The sequence below is a fragment of the Paenibacillus mesotrionivorans genome, from assembly GCF_046098205.1.
GTDB classification, from domain to species: domain Bacteria; phylum Bacillota; class Bacilli; order Paenibacillales; family NBRC-103111; genus Paenibacillus_AR; species Paenibacillus_AR mesotrionivorans.
This window is the reverse complement of the sequence record NZ_JBJURJ010000014.1, coordinates 96,832-120,115: the sequence shown is the minus strand read 5'-3', so window position 1 is coordinate 120,115 and position 23,284 is coordinate 96,832. Positions and strand designations below refer to the sequence as shown.

At 48.8% G+C, this 23,284-nt stretch carries 21 protein-coding genes; all 21 read left to right on the top strand.

What is annotated here, in order from left to right; translation table 11 throughout:
• Nucleotides 1-314 precede the first annotated feature (314 nt).
• Nucleotides 315-3,338 (top strand): S-layer homology domain-containing protein, encoded by a 3,024-nt coding sequence (locus tag ACI1P1_RS20565; protein WP_416218321.1) that lies wholly within the window; start codon nucleotides 315-317, stop codon nucleotides 3,336-3,338.
• 119 nt (nucleotides 3,339-3,457) lie between these two features.
• Nucleotides 3,458-5,617 carry a hypothetical protein gene (locus ACI1P1_RS20560; RefSeq protein WP_416218320.1) on the top strand — a complete coding sequence of 720 codons (2,160 nt, stop codon included), beginning with the start codon at nucleotides 3,458-3,460 and terminating at the stop codon, nucleotides 5,615-5,617.
• A 33-nt stretch (nucleotides 5,618-5,650) separates the two neighbouring features.
• Nucleotides 5,651-6,199 carry a hypothetical protein gene (locus ACI1P1_RS20555; protein WP_416218319.1) on the top strand — a complete coding sequence of 183 codons (549 nt, stop codon included), beginning with the start codon at nucleotides 5,651-5,653 and terminating at the stop codon, nucleotides 6,197-6,199.
• A 184-nt stretch (nucleotides 6,200-6,383) separates the two neighbouring features.
• On the top strand, nucleotides 6,384-6,668 hold the full coding sequence (locus ACI1P1_RS20550; protein ID WP_416218318.1) for a small, acid-soluble spore protein, alpha/beta type: 285 nt from the start codon (nucleotides 6,384-6,386) through the stop codon (nucleotides 6,666-6,668).
• A gap of 337 nt (nucleotides 6,669-7,005) precedes the next feature.
• A complete protein-coding gene (metK, locus tag ACI1P1_RS20545) occupies nucleotides 7,006-8,208 on the top strand; it encodes a methionine adenosyltransferase (protein WP_416218317.1) in 1,203 nt (400 codons plus the stop codon).
• 147 nt (nucleotides 8,209-8,355) lie between these two features.
• The gene (locus tag ACI1P1_RS20540) at nucleotides 8,356-11,085 is read left to right on the top strand and encodes a stalk domain-containing protein (RefSeq protein ID WP_416218316.1); all 2,730 of its coding nucleotides are present in this window, start codon (nucleotides 8,356-8,358) and stop codon (nucleotides 11,083-11,085) included.
• 100 nt (nucleotides 11,086-11,185) lie between these two features.
• Nucleotides 11,186-12,349, top strand: a complete 1,164-nt coding sequence (locus ACI1P1_RS20535) for a sensor histidine kinase (protein ID WP_416218315.1) — start codon at nucleotides 11,186-11,188, stop codon at nucleotides 12,347-12,349.
• A 105-nt stretch (nucleotides 12,350-12,454) separates the two neighbouring features.
• On the top strand, nucleotides 12,455-13,180 hold the full coding sequence (locus ACI1P1_RS20530) for a response regulator (protein WP_416218314.1): 726 nt from the start codon (nucleotides 12,455-12,457) through the stop codon (nucleotides 13,178-13,180).
• A 106-nt stretch (nucleotides 13,181-13,286) separates the two neighbouring features.
• Nucleotides 13,287-13,688: a glycosyltransferase family 2 protein gene (locus tag ACI1P1_RS20525; RefSeq protein WP_416218313.1), complete on the top strand. Its 402-nt coding sequence runs from the start codon at nucleotides 13,287-13,289 to the stop codon at nucleotides 13,686-13,688.
• 112 nt (nucleotides 13,689-13,800) lie between these two features.
• Complete coding sequence (locus ACI1P1_RS20520) at nucleotides 13,801-15,864, top strand: ATP-dependent helicase ComFA (RefSeq protein ID WP_416218312.1); 2,064 nt, start codon at nucleotides 13,801-13,803, stop codon at nucleotides 15,862-15,864.
• Between the two features lie 251 nt (nucleotides 15,865-16,115).
• Nucleotides 16,116-16,643, top strand: coding sequence for a ComF family protein (locus ACI1P1_RS20515; protein ID WP_416218311.1), 528 nt, complete (start codon nucleotides 16,116-16,118; stop codon nucleotides 16,641-16,643).
• A gap of 75 nt (nucleotides 16,644-16,718) precedes the next feature.
• A complete protein-coding gene (locus ACI1P1_RS20510) occupies nucleotides 16,719-17,150 on the top strand; it encodes a TIGR03826 family flagellar region protein (protein ID WP_416218310.1) in 432 nt (143 codons plus the stop codon).
• Between the two features lie 90 nt (nucleotides 17,151-17,240).
• Nucleotides 17,241-17,492, top strand: a complete 252-nt coding sequence (flgM, locus tag ACI1P1_RS20505) for a flagellar biosynthesis anti-sigma factor FlgM (protein WP_416218309.1) — start codon at nucleotides 17,241-17,243, stop codon at nucleotides 17,490-17,492.
• A 24-nt stretch (nucleotides 17,493-17,516) separates the two neighbouring features.
• The gene (locus tag ACI1P1_RS20500; RefSeq protein WP_416218308.1) at nucleotides 17,517-18,017 is read left to right on the top strand and encodes a flagellar protein FlgN; all 501 of its coding nucleotides are present in this window, start codon (nucleotides 17,517-17,519) and stop codon (nucleotides 18,015-18,017) included.
• A gap of 22 nt (nucleotides 18,018-18,039) precedes the next feature.
• A complete protein-coding gene (gene flgK / locus ACI1P1_RS20495) occupies nucleotides 18,040-19,611 on the top strand; it encodes a flagellar hook-associated protein FlgK (protein WP_416218307.1) in 1,572 nt (523 codons plus the stop codon).
• Between the two features lie 37 nt (nucleotides 19,612-19,648).
• Nucleotides 19,649-20,572, top strand: a complete 924-nt coding sequence (gene flgL, locus ACI1P1_RS20490; protein WP_416218306.1) for a flagellar hook-associated protein FlgL — start codon at nucleotides 19,649-19,651, stop codon at nucleotides 20,570-20,572.
• A 23-nt stretch (nucleotides 20,573-20,595) separates the two neighbouring features.
• The gene (locus ACI1P1_RS20485) at nucleotides 20,596-21,162 is read left to right on the top strand and encodes a DUF6470 family protein (RefSeq protein WP_416218305.1); all 567 of its coding nucleotides are present in this window, start codon (nucleotides 20,596-20,598) and stop codon (nucleotides 21,160-21,162) included.
• A 68-nt stretch (nucleotides 21,163-21,230) separates the two neighbouring features.
• A complete protein-coding gene (gene fliW, locus ACI1P1_RS20480; RefSeq protein WP_416218304.1) occupies nucleotides 21,231-21,644 on the top strand; it encodes a flagellar assembly protein FliW in 414 nt (137 codons plus the stop codon).
• Nucleotides 21,644-21,883, top strand: a complete 240-nt coding sequence (locus tag ACI1P1_RS20475; RefSeq protein ID WP_416218303.1) for a carbon storage regulator — start codon at nucleotides 21,644-21,646, stop codon at nucleotides 21,881-21,883. The genes fliW and ACI1P1_RS20475 overlap by 1 nt, the downstream gene beginning before the upstream one ends.
• A 129-nt stretch (nucleotides 21,884-22,012) precedes the next feature.
• The gene (locus tag ACI1P1_RS20470) at nucleotides 22,013-22,780 is read left to right on the top strand and encodes a flagellin N-terminal helical domain-containing protein (RefSeq protein WP_416218302.1); all 768 of its coding nucleotides are present in this window, start codon (nucleotides 22,013-22,015) and stop codon (nucleotides 22,778-22,780) included.
• 113 nt (nucleotides 22,781-22,893) lie between these two features.
• Entirely contained in the window at nucleotides 22,894-23,283 is a 390-nt protein-coding gene (locus ACI1P1_RS20465) for a flagellar protein FlaG (protein WP_416218301.1), read from the top strand.
• The last annotated feature ends 1 nt before the right edge of the window (nucleotide 23,284 follow it).

Here is a 23,284-nt window from a genome sequence, read left to right as displayed (position 1 = left end):
GCAAATGATACATCTGGCTGGGTTGGACCGAATCAAACAAATTAAAAGTTTTTTGCTTCACCCCGCAACTTTTTTAAAACCTCAGCGTTTAATACTGTGAAAATGATGATAATCAGTAATTAAGGGCTGAAATCCTGAGCCTTGGTTAATTTTCACAAATGACTTTACGATGACCGCCCGCCATTGTATAATGTTAAAGTGGCATTTGAAGTCTAAACTTTTTCTTCATAGTTTACTAGTTTCTGTGGCATTACCTGCTGCAGACTTTACATTTGTTAAATGCGCTCAACTCTGGGAAGGGGGTGAAACAACGCATGAGGGAATCGAGCTTTCTTTTTAGCAAACAAAACTCTCAACAACCGAAATATCAAGGAGGAGAAAAAAAGGTTATGAAAAAAAGTTTGTCTCTGATCCTTGCGATTGCTATGGTGTTCTCGATGTTTGCATCCGTAGCCTTCGCAGCTGAAGCAACAACTACAACTACACCTAAAACCACCGAAGAAAAGTACGACGCCCTGAAGGCTCTGGGCATCTTCGAAGGCGACGAAACTGGCGCCAACCTGACTGGCGACATGACTCGCGCTCAACTGGCTAAGATCGTAACTAAGCTGTTGAAGCTTTCCGAAGACAAGGCTGGCAATACTTACACTGATGTACCGGCTGACCACTGGGCTGCTGGCTTCATCGGTGCCGCTACTACCGCTAAGGTATTTGACGGTAAAGCACCTGGCAAGTTCGAGCCGGAAGGCAAAGTAACTTATCAAGAACTGGCTGCTGTTCTGCTTCGTCTGACTGGTCTGGCTCAATCCACTGATGCTGTAACTGGCAAGGTTGATGAGTGGGCTAAGGGTTATGTAGCCGCTGCTGTTAAGGAACTGGGCCTGTCCCAAGCTGACTACACTGTTAACGCTAACCGCGGCGTCTTCGTAGAACTGACTTTTGCAGCTCTGCCGAAGGTTGTAATCCCTGGTAAGGTTTCTGTTGTAGAAGCTGCTGCCACTGGCGTTAAGGCTGTAACTGTTAAGTTCAACAAGCCTGTTGACGACACTGTTGCTAAGCTGGCTCTGACTAAGGGTACTGCTTCCGTAGCAACTACTACTAAGTTCTCCGAAGACAAGACTTCCGCTGTTCTGACCCTGACTGATGTGAAGGTAACCGAAGGTTCCTACACTGTAACTCTGAGCGGTCTGGCTGCTGATGCTGTTGGCACTACTACTGCATCCTTCACTGCTGAAAACGAGAAGGTAACTAAACTGTCCTTCATCAATCCGAGTGAAAAGATTGCTAAGTCCATTGCTGTAACAATCAAGATGTCTGCTGAAAACCAATACGGTGAGCAAGCTTCCTTGACTGGTGGCAACTACACTGCATATGTTGGTGGCGAAACAAAGAACGTTGTAAGAAACGAAGACAACGGTAACCTGGAACTGACTATCGACACTTCCGGTAAGCAATCCGAAATCGATGTTATTCCGGTCAACGTGTTCTTGACTAATTCTTCTGTATCTGCCCAAAAGACCTTTAAGGTTGGTACTGAGCCTTATGTAACTAAGATTGAGCTAGGCCAAGCCAAGTACTCCGGTACTAAGACTGCTTTGACTACTGATGGTGACGTAGCTGAAGTTTCAATCACTCGTTATGACCAATATGGCGACGTAATTGCTGACAACAGTGCCTATACCACTGAATTCAAGAATCGTCTGGTTGCTGATGCTGTAATCACTCCTTATTCCTTCGATGCTCTTGTTCTTGACAAGACTGCTTCTACTTACGACAAACTGAAGTTCAAGCTTGCTAAGAATGTTGAGAAGGCTGAGACTTACACTGCAACTGTGTACGTTGGTGCTTCCAGTGCCAATGTAACAATCAAGACTGAGTCCACTAAGGTTGCTACTAAGGTTGAGTTTGGTTCCTTCTCCGGCGTATTGGCTGAAGGCGACGGCGCTAAATACATCCCGGTAGTTGCATATGATGCTCAAGGCAACAAGCTGTCTCAACAAGAAATTGCTGACAATGCTAAGAACAAGCGCTTTACAATCTCCATCTCTGGCGCTGCTTATGATTCTGCCAACAACGGTAATGATGCAATTGTTCAAGTTGGTGAACATAAAGGTAAGATTATGCTGAACAGCATTGAAGCTTCTAACCGCGGTGTAGTATTCATTAACTTTGGTGTATACACTGCAACTGTTCAGTCTAATGTTCAAACTAGCTTCCCTGTACAAGAAGCTCGTAAACCTGCTTCTATTGCCATGGACGGTAGTGCTCCTGCTACTAAGGCAATTGCTGGTGGTAAGGCTACTGTTAAGTGGTTTATTAGAGATCAACACGGTGAAACTCTTGGCTCTGTAAACACTTCTAAGGTTGCTGCTTCTGCTTATTCTGTAAAACTGACTGTAAGTGGTTCTACTTATGCTACCTTTACCAATAATAACGCTGCTATTGACGGAAGAACCTCCGATGGTGGAGCAACTTACCTGTTCAATGCAACTCAGTTCGGTGATTTCAACAAAAAGGAATTGAACCTGACTGGTGTTGATACTACTAACTATGGTACAGCTAAATTGACTATGGAGTTGTATGACAACACTAAATCTACACCTTCCTTGATCAGCAAGGTTGAAAACTCCGTACAACTGATTGCTCCTGTAGACCTGACTTATAGTGTAGATACTGTCAAGGATCTGTACGCTGCTCTTGATAACAGAAATACAGGTTTGACTACCACTTCCACTGATGCAGACATCGTAGGAAATCTGTATGCTCGTAAGATTAGCGTAACTGCAAAGGATAAGGCTGGCGACAAGGTTGCTATTCCTGGTGATCGTGTTGTTGATATTACTAGCTCCAACGCAACTGTAGCTAAGGCTGTGTATAGTGGTAATAATGGTTATATCGTAGGTAATAAAGCCGGTACTGCAACTGCCCTTGTCTTCTTCAAGAAAGCAGACGGTACTACTCAAGATGCATCCGTTAGCTTGACTGTTAAAGCTGATCTTATTGAAGTAGCTACTATCAGCGCAGATGCCAATGTGACTGGTGTTACTCCTGCTGCTGTTGCTGCACATACCTTGATGAAAAACATTAAGGTAGTGGACAACTATGGTTATGAGTACAAAGAAGGTAACGTCCTCACTTACAAGAAGATGATCGGCGTTAACTATGTAGTTGAAAATGTGAAGGCTAAAACCGGTGCTGTTGGAAATGACGGTAAAGTATTGATTGATAATGATGGCAATGTTACAATCGGTGCTGAAGTTACAGAGTTTGTGATCAAGGCTGTAGCTCCCAATGCGAAGTCCGCTCAAACCTTGGTAAGAACTACTGTTACTCCGTAAGTTATTTACCTAAAAGAAGATCCTTCGGGATCTTCTTTTTTTTTCTTTTGTGCAACTATTCCGCTCCTTGTAGCGTCCAATAGGATATAATGGAAAACGAAAAGGCCAGGAGGAGTAGGATGAAACGGTTTACGAAAACAAAACGAATCAGTTCCCTAATGATTGCTTTAATGGTGGCGTCCGGACCAATGACCGCATCGTATATTTATGCTGATGGGGTTACCGCGGCTGGAGGGATTGAACAGTCGGCTACGCAAGGGGATATCCCCCTAATCGATACTGTTAAGATGAATGCTACCCAATCCGTAGCCTTAAGCGATATTAGTATATACCCTGATGGTAAGAACAACCGGGTTACGTTTACCTTAACCTTTTTTAACAATGGATATACGGATATGGAGTTTATTAATTACTGGGTCCGGCTTCAATCTACAGGGGGCCAGTCCTACAGTGTAAACTTGTTATCCAATGATAAAGATAAAAATAAGGTTCCTGCACTTTCGACAGAAAGCTTTAGCTTTTATGCCAATATTGGAAAAGATGTTTCCTTAGCCGATTTACGTTTTAATTTGATCCAATGGGATTTTAGTGTAGCTGGGTATGAGCGTGCGTTGGGAAACCTTCAAGTTCCTGAAGATTTTACTTTAGAAACAAAGGCTGGCCAGTCCAGAACCGTTTGGCTCAATCAGATCAAAACGGTCTCTAGAGCAGAAAATATGCGGGTCACCAAAAGGGAGAAGGCTAATCAAATAAGTCTGAAGTTCTTCTTGAAAAACAATGATATTCAACCACTTGTATTACCGGAGTTGCAGTTTAAGCTGAAAACCTCAAATGGTTTATTATACCCTCTTAAAGCAACTGTTTTGACCAAAGATGCTCTTATTCAACCTCTCGAAGAAAAGGAAGGGGCACTCACTGGCACAGTTCCCTCTGAGGTTTCTTTGGATGGCGCTCAGTTAGTTATTACAAAATCAGAAGCAATAAATAACTCCACTGTGACTACCGCTTTGGCTTATTATGAGTTGCTTGAGAAAAAAGCAGAGCCTCAAAATGAAACCGAAGAGCAGTTGTTTATGACGGATAAGGGTACATACGGAGCTGTCGTTAATCAGTTTTACCGGATTCCATGGGAGGATAAGGATATTGCTGTCATTGATGTCACAGTGACTAATCGCAGCAATGATTCTTTGCCTGTACCGGAACTGGCCAGTTATTTGATGATCGATGATTCTGTTAGAGTTGATTCCCAGAATGTTAGAATGGATAAGATGATTGCTCTTAAGCCTGGCCAAAGCATGAATTTGCAGGTTATGGGGAAAATTCCGTACACATACGACATCGATCAATTAAAAGTAATTCTACAAGAAATAAACAAAGAGGGAGAAAAGCTTTCATCGACGGATATTTCAGAGCTTGCAGTGAATACCGCGAAAACGGATAGTCCCACTGTTGCTGTTGGGGACTCTTATACCACTAATAGTAATTTGATGGATCAGGTTGCTTATACAATAAACGATGTACAACGTTATTCGAGTGAAAACGAAAGTATTTACGTGACTCAGGTAGAAGTGAAGAACCTGGAGAAACGTCAGTTAGCCTTGAGCAGTCTAGTAGGGTATTTTAAGATGGCTGACGGCGTAACAGTCGCTGCTACGAATGTTACCAGTAAAGGGAAGGTTCCGCCTAATGGGAAGGCCAATCTTTATTTTTATACTGTGGTACCGGAATCGTATAAGCTGGAAGGCAGTAGTCTTATAATGGGCAGAGCTGTAGCAGAAGGCAAACTGGTTGAGGGAGAAACAAAAGCAGATGCGTATGTGAATGCTGTTACCTTTGGCTTGCCTACTGTAACCAATTCACCTCAAAAGAATCTTAGTAAAATCAAAGTAGGATCTTACGCATTAAGCATGAATAAATTAAAAACCACTATTGATTACAAAGAAGAACAGGTTAATTTCGGATTTAACTATCAATTAACTAAGGACTTGCTGCAAGCGACTGATCCTGTTACACATAAAATTGAAATCGAGTTAGTCGATCCGGCTGGTGGCATTAAAATGTCAAAGATGTATGATTTGGAAAAGGGGGGTACAGCCCTTTCGTTAGGTAGTCAAAACACAAAAATAAGTGAAGTGCAGGACAACCTATTGACAAATATATATAAGCTTAGAAAATATACAATTAATGTCTATGATATAATGCAGGTAGAAGGTGGAGAAAATAACTTTAAGCGCCTTTTGGCAAGTCAAGAATTCAATTGGTACGAAGACTATGAATAATGAATTAAAAGCAGCTTGAAGGGAGTTACGGTATTGCGCAAGCAGAAATGGATCATTGTGTTTATGGCCCTTTGTATAGGCGTATGGGTGGGCAGTGTAACGTTGGAGTCGAAAGCGGATGGGGCTTCGGCTCCGACGGGGACGGTTAGTGATCCGTTGATAACGAAGAGTTATCTGGACCAGCAATTGGCTGAATTGGTGGCTAAGGAGCTTGGCAAACAAAGTGGTGCGGCGGCAACGCCGACACCTGCTCCTACTCCTCCGGTTTCTACGGGTGGTGCTGAAGTTGAGCTGAAGGTGGTCCAGCTTCAAAGTGGACAGACTCTGTTTGCGAAGGCAGGTACGGAAGTCATCGTCCGGACGGGTAAAACGGTGGCGGTCAGTACGGACGGGGACGGTATCCCGGATGTGACCTCCGGCAAGGACCTGGCTGCAGGAACAGCTGTTGAGTTGAATCATCTGCTTATTTTCCCCCGGGATGGGCGTGGCATTAAACCGGCGGTGAAAAGTGAAGCGGCGATTTATGTCATGGTCCGCGGCGGGTATTCCATACAAAATGCGGACGGAACGGTTTTGCAATAATCGGCAGAAACAATGAAAATCCTCCATCTTATTTTTGGTCAGTTGGGGGTTTTCCTTATATCTCGGAACCCTTCTGTTCGGAATAACTGAGAGCTTTTACCCGTGCTGGAATCATCTTATCCGGTTGCTGATCCCTGAAGGAGCCATACTAGGGGTAGACCAAAAACCAAAGGAGATGACTCACATGGCGAAAAGCAGCAATCAGAAGGTGGTTCCGGAGTGCAAAGCCGCTCTGGATATGATGAAATATGAAATTGCAGCCGAGTTGGGTTTGCCTGTTGGTAAACAGGCGCTCCAGTCTTTTGGAGCCGATACGGAATTTGCAACTGAATTGGGTGCTGTTCCCGCCGGTTCCATCAAAGAAGACTACTGGGGCCATATTGCATCCCGGGATACAGGCTACGTTGGAGGAAACATTACCAAACGGCTGATTCAAAAAGCTGAAGAAACCTTATTTTCCTTGGAGTAATAGCTAAAAAGCGGCTACTGTATAATCTGCCCAATTGGACAGGCTCCTATACGATATTTGATATATAATCCAAATGCTTGAATTGACAGTCATTATTGAATCCAGTATATTTAGAAAATGAAGGTTATCCACAGCCACACCTCCTTTTGGGAGCGGCATAACCCATGCTTTGCGCCCGCAAGTCGTCTTCGTATGAGTGCGCGGATCAAAGCAGGGAGCGGTAGAGATGAGCTGATCCCCTAAGCGCGGCTACTCGGACCACGAGCGCCTTGTTAGGGGATTTTTTTATCATGTGGCCTGATTCAATATGATCATTATTAGGGAGGTCGAGATTGAAATGACGACTTCAAGACATTTATTCACGTCGGAGTCCGTGACTGAAGGACATCCGGACAAAATATGTGACCAAATATCCGATTCGGTGCTGGATGCTTTTCTGGCCGCCGACCCCAATGCGCGGGTAGCCTGTGAGGTTTCTGTCGCTACCGGTCTTGTGCTGATTATTGGCGAAATTACGAGCCGCGCGGACTATGTGGACATTTCGGCTATTGCGCGCAATACGATTAAGGAAATCGGCTACACCAGGGCCAAGTTCGGCTTTGATTACCAAACCTGTGCGGTACTGACCTCGCTAAACGAGCAATCTGCAGACATCGCCATGGGTGTAAACAAGGCGCTGGAAGCCAGAGAAGGCACTATGACTGATGAGGAAATTGAAGCCTTAGGTGCTGGTGACCAAGGCTTGATGTTCGGCTTTGCAGTTAACGAAACCCCCGAACTGATGCCGCTTCCGATCTCGCTGTCTCATCAACTGGCCAGACGGCTGTCCGAGGTACGCAAAAATGGAACTCTGCCTTACCTGCGTCCGGACGGCAAAACCCAAGTGACGGTGGAATACGAAAACGACAAGCCTGTCCGGGTTGATGCTATTGTTGTATCCACACAACATGCAGAGGATATTACACTGGAGCAAATCCAACGGGATATCAAGGAACATGTCATTAAGCCTGTTGTGCCGGAGCAATTCCTGGATGAAGCGACGAAGTTCTTTATTAATCCGACCGGGCGTTTTGTCATTGGCGGCCCCCAAGGCGATGCCGGCTTGACCGGCCGGAAGATCATTGTGGATACATACGGCGGATATGCACGTCACGGCGGCGGCGCATTCTCCGGCAAGGATCCCACCAAGGTGGACCGTTCCGCTGCTTACGCAGCCCGTTACGTGGCTAAAAACATTGTTGCAGCCGGCTTGGCAGAGAAGGTTGAAATTCAGTTAGCTTATGCAATTGGTGTTGCCCGCCCTGTTTCTGTCAGCGTAGATACCTATGGAACTGGAAAGGTTAGCAACGAAAAGCTGGTTGAGCTGATTTATAAGAACTTTGATTTGCGTCCGGCTGGTATTATCAAGGAACTGGGTCTGCGCCAGCCTATTTACCGCCAGACAGCGGCATACGGGCATTTTGGCCGTACGGATGTGGATCTGCCTTGGGAACGCACTGACAAGGCTGAGCTGCTCCGTAAAGAGGCTTTGGGCCAATAAGTACGACATTCTGCAATCGCGTAATAAGAGCCGTGGCGCAAACCGCCGCGGCTTTTTCTTTTTTTAACCGTAACTTTTCGGGAGGTCAAGCGGTCTATAGGTATAGAAAACTAAAAAAGCTACAAAACGGAGAGGAGTATTTTCCACGTGCAATACAATAACAACAGGACCAGCACGTCCCCAAAGCCTAACTGGTTAATGTCCCTTTATCAAAAAGCAAGCCAGGCCGGTGCCTGGATTGGCAGCAGAATTCCCCGGTTGTGCAAAGCCTCGTTAGCACTGGCGGTAGCCCTTCCCGTCATCTCTTATACCCACGTTTCCACGGCGCATGCCGAGTCTAAGCTGCAGCTGCAAGGCGAAGACATTCTCACCTCAGGCGCTATCCTTAAAAATTACATATGGAGCACCGAACGGAGCGGCAAGCCTGTTTCCGTGCAAGCCAAGGTCATTCAGGTGGACCTGCAGAATCCGTATGTAAAGCTGGATGTAATGACAGGCACCGGCGGCCAGTTTACCAAAAAGCAAACGGTGCTGGGTATGGCCTCTGAAACGGGAGCAGTCGGCGGTGTAAACGGAGATTACTATAACACCCAATATGAAGGAGTTCCTGTAGGTCCGCAGATTACCAACGGCCAGTTGATAGCGACACCGCCTTATTTGCCGGGTTTCTACACCTTCGGCATTACCAAGGACCGCAAACCCATGGTGGAGCTGTTCACCTTGGATACAGAATCGAAAATTATCGCTAAGGACGGAGCATCCTACACCCTTGGCGGCATCAATAAAACGGCCTATTGGTACGAGCCCAGCGGCGTTCACAGTATGATTGACGGGCTTTACATGTATACGAGCGCCTGGGCGCAGATCAGCCGGGCTAACGACGGGGTAACAGGACCGCTGGAGGTTCTGGTTGTCAATAATGTGGTGAAGGAAATCGCCACGAGTGCAACCAATGGCGTCATCCAGCAAATTGCTCCCGCAGACGGATACATTCTGCGTTCCTCCGGCAAAGCCGCGGATTTTATCCGGGAGCATGTGAAGGTGGGGGACCCGATCCATGCGGAATACAATGTGTATCCGGCAGACCGCAATATTCAGGTAGACTATAAGCAATTCCAGATGATGATCGGCGGTCATACCATTCTGGTAGATGAAGGCAAACCCTCGTATTTCTCACGCAGCATTAACGATGTGAGCGGTTATGCCGCCAGATCCCGGACAGCCGTAGGGTATTCCCAGGATCAACGGTATGTGTATCTGGTGACAGCGGACCTGAGCGGAGAGAGCAAAGGGGTTACGATCCCGGAGCTGCAGCAGCTGATGATCCAGATCGGGGTGTGGAAGGGCATGAATCTGGACGGAGGCGGCTCCACCCAGATGGTGGCTCGTCCTTTGGGCGAAAACGGATTGCAAGTGGTAAACAGCCTGGAGACCGGTTCCCAACGGAAGGTGGTCAACGGTCTGGGCGTATATTCTCTGGCGCCTAAGGGCCAAGTAAAGGGGCTGAAGGTGGAGGGGCCTGAGGTCCTGCTGGTAGGCGAGAAGGCAACGTATACCCTGAAGGGATACGATGAGTTCTACAACCCGGTGGCATCCGGGGAGATCAAGCCCCAATGGAGCGTCACACCGGAGCTTGTGCAAAGCGCCGATAATACCTTTACAGCTGCCAAAAAAGGCACTGCAACCTTAACCGTACAAGCAGATCAAGCCAAGGAGAGCCGCCAAATCCAGGTGGTAGGCAGCGAGGAACTGTCCAGCTTGAAGGTAACTGCTAATCCGCCGGTAATGCGTGCTGGAGAGACGGTAGGCCTGAAGGTGACGGCCACTACGAAAACCGGTGCTACACGGACACTGTCCCCCTCGCTGCTCACGTGGGAGATGAGAGGCTTCCAGGGAACCGTAACGGATGAAGGGCTGAAGGTACAGCAGCTTCAAGATCCGCAAGGCGGCCTTTTGATCGGCACATATGACGGCTACAAAACCATGACTGCTCTTTCCGTAGGGGAAACCAAGATTTTTGCCGATTTTGAGAAGCTGACTTATCCTTTATCCTTCGAATCCACGGATGGCGTAACCGGTGTGGCCAAGCTGTCTGCCAAGCAATCTTACCAGAACGGATATTTCGGACATCTGGAGTATGACTTTACCAAGGGCAGCGGCACAAAGGCGGCATACGCCGTGTTGGCTAATAAAACTGCGTCCATACCGGGTGAGCCCCAAGCGATTCAATTAGAGGTAAACGGTGATGAAAGCCTCAACTGGCTCCGTGCCGAATTTATTGATGGGGATGGAGACATTAACCGGGTAGATTTGGCCAAGAATATCAATTGGAAGGGCTGGAAAACCATCACGGCTGATTTGACCAGCCATCACATGACCTACCCCGTTACTCTGACTCGGATTTATGTGGCCAGTGTAGAGGACGGCCAGGATGAGCGTAATCTGACTGGAGCCATTGATTTTGATACGATCCGTTTCCAATACAAGAACGCAGCGGCTCCGCTTCCCCGCAATCAGGTTACCCTGACCATCGATAAGCGCAATGTCCAGGTGAACGGGCAGAGCCAAACCATCGACCAGGAGCCGTATATCGTGGACGGCAATACACTGGTGCCCTTGCGTTTTGTGACAGAAGCTCTTGGGGGTGCGGTGGAATGGGACGGCACACAAAACAAGGTGACCATTATCCGCGGGCAAAATATGATGGTGTTCCAGCTGGGCCAAAAGGATTACCTGGCGGATGGATCGCGGAAAACGGCGGAGGTAGCCGCTGAATTGAAGAATGAGCGGACAATGGTTCCACTCCGCGTTCTTACAGAGTACCTGGGATGGAAGGTCACCTGGGATCAAAATACCCGGAAAGTCGTACTGGAGTAATGAAAATAGTTCTTCAATATCACTAAAAAAGTGGCGAATTATGATACTATAAAGAAATAGATGTAACTTTATTCGCTTACAAAGAAGGAGAACGGTCCGCTTGCAGCAGGTAGATGCCATTGATCGCGTTATAAAAAATGCCATAACCGTCATGGAAGACAGTAAGTACCAAATCTATGAAATCTGTGAGAGTGCCCGGGCCGAACGCGAATCACTCAATAAAGAGCTTCAGTCCGTATTGGCGGATGTATCCGGCACGATCGATCAAGTGGACAAGCTGGAGCTGTCTTATAAACGTGCGAGAGTCCGGCTTACGGAGGTAAGCCGGGATTTTCAGAAGTTTACGGAAAATGACATCCGGATTTCGTATGAAGCTGCCACCAGCATGCAGCTTCAGCTGACCCTGGCTAGGGAAAAGGAAAATTATCTGAAGCAAAAGCGGGATGAGCTGCAAAAACGGATCAAAAATGTCGATAAGCAAGTGGAGAGAGCGGAATCTCTGGTTTCCCAGATGAATGTAGTGCTGGAGTACCTGACCGGTGACTTGAATCAGGTAACCCGGATTCTGGAATCCGCCAAAAACCGCCAGCTTCTGGGCTTGAAGATTATTTTGGCCCAAGAGGATGAACGCAAGCGCATTGCCCGGGAAATTCATGACGGGTTGGCGCAAACCATGGCCAATGTGGTGCTGCGTACGGAAATCACAGAACGGATGCTGAACCGTCAGGAAATCGACTCCGTCAAGGAGGAGCTCCGTGACCTGAAGGGCCAGCTGCGCAGTGGTTTGGAGGAGGTCCGCAAAATTATTTTTAACCTGCGGCCGATGGCTCTGGATGATCTGGGGCTGGTTCCGACTCTGCGCAAGTTTATTCAGGACTATGAGGATAAGACCAAAATCCGCACGAAGTTTGAGCTGTATGGCCGTGAATGCCGGCTGCCTTCGGGAATGGAGGTGGCCATCTACCGGCTGGTGCAGGAGGCCTTCTCCAATGTGTACAAGCATGCCAACGCATCCTATGTGACACTGGATTTGACCTTCCAGGCCAAGATGGTGAAAATCACCGTGCAGGATAATGGCACCGGCTTTGACGTGGGCTTTGTAGAAGCAAAGCTGGGCAAGGGCATCAACTTCGGCATGATCGGCATGCAGGAGCGGGTGGAGCTATTGGAGGGGCGGCTGGACATTGATTCCCAGCTGGGGGCAGGAACGAAGATATCTATGCTGATCCCCATCGGCTCTCCGGAGGACGGAAGATTGGAATAGGCCCCTTGTGGGCCGTTTCATACAAACATATGGGGATGATGATGTCGGTGACCTGTCTGATGCTCCATATACCAAGCAAGATGAATTCAATAAGGAGGCACATGCATGGACAAGGCAACCACTTCTAACCGCAAAATCAAGCTCATCCTGGCAGACGACCATCAGTTGTTTCGGGAGGGAGTGAAGCGCATCATCAATATGGAAAATGATCTTGAGGTGATCGGGGAGTGCGGCGACGGCATCCAAGTGCTGGAGCTGTGCAACGTGCTGCGCCCGGATATCGTATTGATGGATATCAATATGCCGGTGGAAAATGGCGTGGCCGCTACCGAGAAGCTCCGGGATTTCTTCCCGGAAATCAAGGTCATCATCCTGTCCATCCATGATGATGAAAGCTATGTATTCGAAACCCTGCGCAAGGGGGCTACGGGATACCTCTTAAAGGACATGGAGGCGGAGGCGCTTTTGAATGCCATCCGTTCTGTCGTGGCCGGGCATTCCTATATCCATCCCAAGGTAACGGGCAAGCTGATCAACCAGCTCCGCAGAATGACATACCTGAATGATGCCGGTGTAGCCGCGGCGGATGCCGGTGTGCGGGAAGCCGGGGTCAAGTACATACATACGCCCAACAGCCCGTTGACCCGCCGGGAAGCGGAAGTGCTGCGTCTCATGGCGGAAGGTAAAAGCAATAAGGCAATCGGTGAGATTCTTTACATAAGTGAAAAAACAGTGAAAAATCATGTAAGCAGCATCCTGCAAAAAATGGAAGTGGATGACAGAACCCAAGCTGTTATTGTCGCGATTAAGAATGGTTGGGTCACGTTGTAGGAACTCTGGGCGCCGCATGAGCATATACTGTTCCTGAGAGGGAATCGTGTTGGCTTATGAGGACGCCGGCTTTTCTTCATAGAAAAGCCTAAAGGAGGGACTGCCTGTGATCTGGGGATTATTCGCGATTTTCGGAGCGTACGGTTTGGCTGCAGCCATTCTTCATGCGGCCTATGCAATAAAGCAGCGGCGCGGCGGAGTGACAGGCACGACTTTTTTGCTGATTACGCGCAATAATGAGCTTCAGGTGGAATGGTATCTGCGCTCACTGTTGTTTGTCTCCAGACTGAGAGGCAGGAAAATTCATATTGCAGTCTCCGATGAAGGCTCAGAGGACGATACCCTGGCCATTGTCCGGAGGCTGGCAGCCGGGAAAGAAGCCGGCGTGATCCGGATATTGGATTCCAGTGTGGAAGCGTATCTGGCCGATCATCCTAATGACCCTATTGTGATTCACCGGATTCCTCATGGGGGAAACGGTGAGGGGTTGGCTGTTTTGTGGGGGTAACCGCTTACAGAAGGGCTCCCGCAAGGCAGTTGTAAGCCCCCGTGTTGGCATTGACCATGGAGAAGCACTCCTCTTTTTTTGCAAGATTAATGGAGAGGTGGAGTGTTTTCTGATGAAGGCCGAATTGTATGGGATCCGCAATAACCGGGGCTTTTGGCAATGGAGAGTGACGTTGGACTTCGAAACGGATGTGGCTACGCTGCCCGCTTTGTTTGGTGCCTGTACCGAAGCTGTCCGGTTCAGGCCGGAGGTTTCCCTGGGACAAGCTGTTCATCTGGCTGCCAGGCTGCAGCGGGAATGTGGCGCCAAGAGCTTACATCCGCCGGATATATGGAGGGAATTCGTGATTGGCTGCCGGGAGGCAGGAATGAATCGGGAGCATATTGCCCGGATCCAAATGGTACGTTGGCCTTTGCATACACTAGCATCGACAAGCAGTCGCGCTCCGCTTAATGATAGGGTGCTGGATCAGTTGATCCGCATTCTGGCGGGGCGTTCTTTATTGCCGGAAGAGCTTGAAGGGCTGATGGAAAATGCCGGTTTAGCCGAATGGCAGTCGGACTGGAAGCGGTATGTGCAGGCCGGCGTGTGCCTGGGTGTACTGGAATTGGCGCCGGGTATGGTCTGGAGTATACGCAGAAGCTGGACAGGTGCTGTCCGCCATACAAAATGCCGCAGATGCGGTACGGAGGGCATTCGGGATGTGGGGGCGGAGCTTACAATGCTGCGGTACATTCCGCAGGTTGTACAGCGTTTTTTAGGCATTGCCAGCAGTGCGGAGGAGCCTTCGGCAGCCCGCAAAGGGGTGGCAGCAGCTACTGAACAGGATACCCCGGGTCACCGGCAGGGGATAAACTGGTCGGGATGTAAGGAATGCGGGGGACGCTGCGCATACTGCGAGGAGTGTCTGACCATGGGACGGATCAGGCAGTGTAGTGTATTAATCCGGGGGAAGCCGATTGTGGAGCAGAGCGGGAATCAGGACCTGACTGCGGTGTGGCAAAACAGATGCCTAACCGTAAAGGAGCCGGATTGGGAGCGCTGGGGACTGAGCCCTGCCCAAAGAGAGGCTGCTGGAGCGGGTGTACAATTTCTCCGGGCTTCTATGGTAGAAGAACCACCGCTATCCGGGCAATCTGAGCAATCCCTAAAGCCGGGCCCCTTACCCCGGTTCCTGATCTGGGCTGTGACAGGTGCCGGGAAAACTGAAATGATTTTTCCCATGATTGAGCATGAGCTGGCGCATCACCGTCAGGTGCTGATCGCTACCCCGCGCAAGGATGTGGTTCTGGAGCTGGCCCCCCGGTTAAGAAAGGCTTTCCCGGAGTGTTCCGTGGTTTCGTTATACGGTGGCAGCGAGGAACGCTGGAGCAAGGGACAGGTGACGTTAGCCACTACCCATCAACTGATGCGCTTTTATCAAGCTTTTGATTTAGTGATTATCGATGAGCTGGATGCGTACCCCTATCACAATAATCCTATGCTTATCCACGCGGCAGAGGAGATCTGCAAACGGTCGGGCAGGTATGTGCTGCTGTCTGCAACCCCTCCTGCTGCTATGCAAAAGGATGCTGCCAGAGGGACCCTCCCCAACGTCCGGGTTCCGGTGCGGTATCACAGGCACCCTCTGCCTGTCCCTCGCCGTCTGGCTTTACCACAGGTGGATCAAATGTTGAAGCGGGGTCAGATTCCCGGGAAGCTGAGGGAGGCTTTGGCTGACTCACTGCGTCGGGGTGCACAGGTGTTTGTGTTTGTTCCCCGGATTGCATGGGTGGAGGAGCTGGTACGTCTGTTAGGCAAGACATTTCCCGATTATGCGGTAAATGGCACCTCCTCCAAGGATGAGCACCGCCGTGAAGCAGTGCAGGGCTTCCGGAACCGGGCATTTTCGCTGCTGGTGACCACTACCATTCTGGAGCGGGGGGTAACGGTGCCGAAATCCGATGTGTTTATTTTGGGTGCGGATGCCGCTTTGTTTGACGAGGCCTCATTGGTGCAGATGGCTGGGAGGTCAGGGCGGAGCAAGGATGATCCGGCAGGCAGAGTGTTCTTTGGGTCCAAGGAATGGACGGCCTCCCAACTGCGGGCGATTGATCAAATCCGGCACATGAACCGACTGGCGGCAAGTAAGGGATATCTGCTGGAGGGAAGCAGCGGAGGGGGTAAGGATCTATGAGAGGATTGCGGAGCATGCATATGAAGACTCTCCATCGATGGCTCATTCAGAATACGGCCCGCCTTATCGCTCCCCCAACGCGCGTATGCAGTTCCTGCGCACAAGCTAGGCAGTATGCCGGCTGGAATCCGCTTCGGGTATGCGACTCCTGCTTTCAGGCCATTCCCTGGATCCGGGAGGTGGAATGCCCGGTGTGCGGACGGGGAGAGACCTGCCCCGATTGCCTTCGGCTGGGGCCACGTACTCTGGTAATGAACCGTAGTGCCGTAAGGTACGATGATGCCATGCGGGAGCTTCTGGCTGCTTACAAATACCGTGGCAACGAGAGGCTGCGGGTGCTGCTCGGGCGTATGCTGGTGCATGCTTACCGTCTGTATATGCTGGACCCTACCATTGATAAGCGGGGCTTCGACTGTATTACCTTCGTGCCGGTCAGTGCGGAGCGGTTGGCAGAGAGAGGGTTTAACCAGGCAGAGCAAATGGCTGTTATTTTGGGCGAGCAGATAGGTCTTCCAGTTGCTTCTCTCCTGACACGGCAGCGGCATACGGGCAAACAAAGTAAAATGTCCCGTGAAGAGCGGATGGCAAATATGCGGGGTGCATTTGCCGTTATTCCCGGACGTGCCGTCAAGCTTCAGCGTGCAGCTCGGCGGAGAAAGCTTCGGATTCTCATCGTGGATGATGTCTATACCACAGGGAGCACCTTGACCCAGTGCGCAGAAGCCTTATGCGAAAGCTTGCCCCAGGCCAGAGTCTATGGTTTATGCTGGGCGAGGTAATGATATTGACTATTGTCGGGGTTCCCAAAATATCGTATGCTAGATGGACAGGAAGCCGGGAAAGAGGTGCCTTCAATGGGGTTGAACGTAGATAATTGCAGCCGCTGCGGCCGACTTTATGCCAAGAATAATATTCATGATGTCTGCCCTGCATGCGTTAAGGAAATTGATAAGATGTACGAGGTTGCCGCCAAATATTTAAGAGATAATCGAGGCTGCACCATTCAGCAGTTAAGCGATGAAACCGAGATCCCGTTCCGCCAGATTGTGAAGTTTATCCGCGAAGGGCGCATCTCCATTTTAAATATGCCCAACATGTTCTACCCTTGCGAATCCTGTGGTGCACCGATCAAGGAAGGGCATATCTGTCAGGATTGCCGCAAGAAGATCACCCGGGATATGCAGCATGCCAAGGAAGACGAGCAGCGCCGGGATTCCATGAAACATAAACAGTCCGAAAGCGTCAGCTATAATATCAAGGACCGCCTGCAGAAGGACCGGTTTTGATAATCAACTAAATAATGCCGAGGTTTCAGCCGATAATAGGGATATACGATTATCGGCTCTTTTATTTGACCTGACAATGAGGTGAGGATAATGAAAATAAACGAACCTTCCCGCGTGGGAAATGTGAATCCGTACAGGAAAACCGCAGCAGGCAGCCAAGCCTCTGCCGCTTCGAGAGCATCCCGGAAGGATGAGGTGCAGATCTCGACAGAAGCCAAGGAGCTCTTAGGCAGCGTCCGCAACTCCGAAAAGCTCGATGAGCTGAAGAAAGCCGTATCCACCGGAACCTATCACGTGGACGCCAAACAAGTGGCCGAGAAGCTTTGGCCGTATTTGAAATAGCAAACGAAACGAGGTTGAATTCCCTTGGCCATCCAGGAAATCGTTGATATCATGCAGGAAATGACGGGGCTCCATCAGCAGCTTCTCGAATTGGCCTCCCAGAAGAAGGAAGCCATCATACACAACCAGGTGGATCAACTGAATGGTCTGGTCAATAAGGAATCCAAGCTCGTAAAGCGCGTGAGCGAACTGGAAGAGAAGCGTGTGTTCGAAGCAGACCGATATCTGGTGGGCAAGGGATACCGTCCCAATCCCGCCATTACCGTAAGTGACCTGACCCGGATCATTGTGAAGGCAGGCGAAAAACAGGCGCTTATCGAAGCCCAAGCACAGCTGCTTGAGGTGTTGGAGAGTTTAAAGGCGGCGAATAAGCTCAATCAGGAACTGGCAAAGCAGTCCCTGGCGTTTATCGATTATTCATTAAATTTGCTGGTAGGCGCAGAGGACGAGGCTGTATACCAGAACCCACAGCAGCAATCTGCCGGGTACAGTAAACGAAGCGGCTTCTTTGATTCCAGGGCGTAAAGGGCCGAGAGGAGAACTAAACATGAGATCCACTTTTCATAGTCTGGAAACGGCCAAACGGAGCCTGTTCACCCAGCAGACTGCATTAAGCACGGTAGGGCATAACATTGCCAACGCCAATACGGAAGGCTACTCGCGGCAGACTGTAAACATGACCGCCTCGAGGCCGATGGAAGCTGTGGGGCTTATGCGTTCCAATGCGCCCGGACAGTTGGGGACAGGTGTGGAGTACAGCTCCATCAACCGCATCAGGGAGGGTTTCCTTGACGCTCAATACCGGAACGAAAATAAAACGCATGGTAACTGGTCTATTCAGTTGGACACCCTAGAAAAACTGGAAACCATCATGAATGAACCATCGGATGCCGGTATTCGGACAGTGGTAGATAATTTTTATAAAGCGTGGCATGACCTGAGCGAATCTCCTGAAGATATTACAGCACGTAAATTGGTAAAAGAAACTGCTCAATCTTTAACAGATGCTTTCAATCAAGCAAGCAAGCAATTAAGTGATTTGAGTACGGACATCACTGAAAACATACAAGTTAAGGTGTCTCAGATTAATACAACGATCAGCACAATCTCTAATTTAAACAGCCAAATAGTTCGTATTGAAGGACTAGGAGATAATGCGAATGATTTACGTGACCAAAGGGATTTATTAGTGGACCAGCTTTCTAAAGTTGTCAATGTGACAGCGGTAGAAGGCCCTCAAGGTTATCAGGTTTCGATGGGAACAGTCAGTTTGGTTAACGGGAATGTTGCGACTCCAGTCACAGTGGATTCCTTACAGGATGCTTACTCCTCCGGAACGTTAAATGGTGGAGAAGTGTATGGCATGATTGTTTCGCGTGATGTTTTTGTTACGGATTATACGAAGCAGCTGGATCATCTGGCTAACGCAATGGCCAACGGAGAAATTACAATAACCATTCCCTCCGGTTCTGTTATTCCTGAAGGAACTACGCTGGGCACCACAACATATACAGGAACTGTAGCCTCCAGAACTCTGGCCTCGGACCTAACAGTAAAAGTGGCCGGTCTGAATGGCCTGCACAAGCTGGGATATACACTGGTTGATGGAGCAGTCACTGCCGGTGACAATTTCTTCGTCTCCAAAGACGGCGGAACGATTACGGCAAGCTCTTTCCAAGTAAACAGCAAAATTTTGGAGGATGCTTCTTATATTGCTTCTTCGATGAGAACTTATATGGATGGGACCACTGAAAAGGTAGTCAAGGGAAATAAAGATCTTGCCTTGGGAATTGCTCAACTGGTGGACACCAAGGTCAGCTTCGCTTCCATATCGAATGGAGAATTGACCTTAAACGGTACCGTGAATGACTTCTTCCGTTCTATTGTGGGCCAATTGGGTGTGCAGACGGATGCTGCGAAACGGCAGACCAACAACTCCAAAATGGTTGTCGATCAGGTCGATTCCAGACGCCAATCGGTAAGTGGTGTATCAATTGATGAAGAAATGACCAGCATGATTAAGTATCAGCATGCCTATAATGCAGCAGCTAGAGTGATGACGTCGGTTGATGAGATGTTGGACAAGATTATCAATGGAATGGGTGTAGTCGGAAGATAAGCAGGCATAGCAGCCTGAGTTAGGGAGTGTGTGGGTTATGCTTGGACGAGTGACTCAAAATTCGATTTCCAATCAATTGCTGCGGAACATTAATACGAACCTTCGCAATATGCAAGGTCTTCAAGAACAGATGTCAACAGGGCGCCTTATAAACCGACCTTCTGATGACCCGGTTGGTATTACGTATGCCTTGCGTTACCGGAGCGATTTGTCGATTAATGAGAAATACCAGAGCAATGTAGATTCTGCAGGATCTTGGCTTGAGTTTAATGATACAATGTTATCCCAAGTTGGAGATGTTCTGAAACGGATGAAGGAATTGTCCGTTACTGGTTCAACAGGAACCAATCCACAAACTGCTCTTGACAATATTGCCAGCGAAATTGGGCAGCTTAAGGATCAATTGCTAGATATCTCCAATAGCCAGTTTAACGGAAAATATGTTTTTAATGGCCAGTTCACAGACAGTGCCCCTTACGATTCATCAGTTGACCCTAAAACGGTTGTGACGGATTTGGGGGACATTAATTATGTTGTCAATACAGGAGTCCAGCTTAGCGTAAATGTCAAAGGGAGTGAAGTGTTCGGATATCCTCCTACTGGAGTGACTGCACCTAAGAATGAGGACGATAATATTTTCCATGTTGCAGATCAACTAATTGCAAATTTGAAGTCCGGAAATTATGATGGGGTAAAGGATCAACTGCCCCATTTGGAGTCCAGAATGGATAAGATCCTCAATCAAAGAGCTGAGGTTGGAGCCAGAGCCAATCGTGTGGAATTAATTCAGCAACGGCTGGGTGACTTAAGTTATAACTTAGAAAGTCTGCAGTCCAAAACTGAGGATGCCGACATTGAAGAACTGATTATAAAAGCCAAGGTAAACGAGAATGTGTACCAGGCATCATTATCTGTCGGGGCGAAGATTATTATGCCGACATTGGTGGATTTCCTGAGATAATCATGTTCTAGGAGGGGAGGAGCATGGTTCCACAGTTATCGATTCAATCGCAGAGGGGAAGAATCGGGATTGAATCACAGTTAGGGCAATACGAGATCCGCAGACCACAACCTGATATGGTGATAAAATCCACTCCCGCCCGGGTTACTGCTGAGAATCGTCCGGGGGAATTAAAGATTGATCAAACCTTGACCAACAATGCGCTGACCGGAGGCAAGCAGGAGGCTTTCTGGTCCCGGCTCTATGCCCAATACCAGGAGGTTGCACGGCAGAATCTGATCCATATGGTGGAGAAGGGAAACAGGATGGGAGACCTGCGCAACCGGGTGAATCCGATGCCCGACATGGCGCTAGATGAATTTATTGAGGGTGCGCCAGACTTGCAAATCTACGGGCATGCATCTCCTGCAAATATCTCCTTCTCCTATACACCTCATGAGATCAACATGCAGGTAGAGGAAGGTTCGGTGCAGGTGGATGTGCAGGTTCACAAACCAGAGATTCAGTATCATCGCGGATATGTGCGGATCTATATGGAACAGTACCCGTCACTGACAATAACGCCGCCTGTGATTAATATGAGAGTGTAAGCAGCTATAGGCATCCCATGGGTTGCCTGTAGCTTCTGTACTTTTATCAAAAGGTTGGGGGAGTATAAATGAAAGACAGTATGACCATTACATTTCGTGAAGGGCTACCCGGCTTCGAGGAGAGGCACCAATTCATGCTGGAATTTCTGGAAGAAGGTTCACCTCTATGCCGTTTGCAATCTGTGGAGGATGAGGATTTGGCTTTCATTCTGGCCGATCCGTTTGTGTTCTATCCATCGTATGAGTTCCAGCTTCCGGAGCGTGCTATAACAGAGCTTCAAATCCAGTCGCCTGCCGACATCATGGTGTTAGTTGTAGTTAATGTCCGAGACGATCTTGCTACAGCAATGGTAAACTTGGTAGCACCTGTTGTGATTCATATGGGAAGCGGACAGGGTAAGCAAGTGATCCTCACGAATACAGAGTATTTAACGCGGCATCCACTGCTTGCTGATACCGATGGACAGGAGGAGGAGAGCTGATGCTGGTTCTTTCCCGCAAGAAAGGTCAGTCCGTCATCATCCACGACGAGATTGAGATTACCATCCTGGAGACGGAAGGGGATACAGTGAAGCTAGGGATCACTGCACCCAGACAAGTGCCAATCCTAAGAAAGGAACTGCTGGTTTCCGTTAAAGAGATGAATCGGGACGCCGCAAGCCAGCCAGTTAATCTCCTCCATCTGTCGGATGAGTTGAAAAAATTCAAAAAGAATCTGTAATCGGCTATAAAGAAATGGCGAATCATGCCGATATATATATCATGACAGTTCAGGGCGGCCGATCTGAACTGGCAATTAATCAATCCACATGGATGTGGACATGCAACCAACTCAAGGAGGAATTTTATCATGCGTATTAACCACAACATCACAGCACTGAACAACCACCGCAACATGGGTCTGAACAATGTTGCCACAGGCAAAAACATGGAAAAGCTGTCTTCCGGTCTTCGCATCAACCGTGCAGGCGACGACGCTGCAGGTTTGGCTGTATCCGAGAAAATGCGCGGACAAATTCGCGGTCTGGAAATGGCTCAACGTAACGTTCAAGACGGTATTTCCTTCGTACAAACTGCTGAAGGAGCAATGAACGAAGTCAGTGCCATGCTGACCCGGATGAAGGAACTGAATGTGCAGAAGGCAACCGGCACGTACACTACCAATGATAAGACTAACATCTCCGAGGAGCTTCAAGCACTTGGCACGCAAATTGGAAGCATTATGACCGATACCAAGTTCAATGGTATTAACATTACAGGTGGAGTCACTGTGCGGTCCAATGATAGCTCCCAAGATATTGCCATCGCCGCCATTACAACAACAAGCTTCGCTGGGCTGACTTCTGCCTCTACATTGTCTGATGTCGAAACAGCAATCGAAGCCGTATCTACCCAACGTGCTAAGCTGGGTGCGCTTCAAAACCGTCTGGAGTACACTTCTAACAACCTGGGTACCACTGTTGAGAACCTGACAGCAGCAGAATCCCGGATTCGCGATACTGACATGGCCAAGGAAATGGTGGAGCTGTCCAAGAACCAAATTTTGCTCCAATCCTCCCAAGCGATGCTGGCACAAGCGAACCAGGCTCCGCAAGGCGTACTGTCTCTGCTCCGTTAAGAAAAACGATAATTTTCGGAAGACTCTGGGGAGCCCAGAGTCTTTTTTCTCTATAAAGACAGCATTGATCTGCCGATATAAGAAGTATACTTTTTTTGTTCGGAGGTGAGTTAATGAGTATTCAACCTGTTGGTAATGGAAGACCGGCAGCACAAAGTTATGCGTCTGATCTGAAACCGGTGGCATCGTCAGCACCTTCATCGCCTGATATGTTAAGACTGGCAAGAAGCGGCGAAGCTGTTCGGACGTTAGAGGTACAAGGTGTGCGTGTATCGGTTGGCGAGGGGCAGTTGGTCAAGGCGATAGATCGGGCGATTAAGGCTTTAGAGGGGCCAACAACGTCTTTCGAGATGAGGGTGCATGAAGGAACTCATGCTATTATGGTCAAGGTGTTCAACAAGGAGACGGGGGAGCTGATTCGTGAGATTCCACCGGAGAAGACTCTTGACCTCGTAGTGAAAATGATGGAGTTTGCAGGTATTCTGATCGACGAGAAAGTATAAG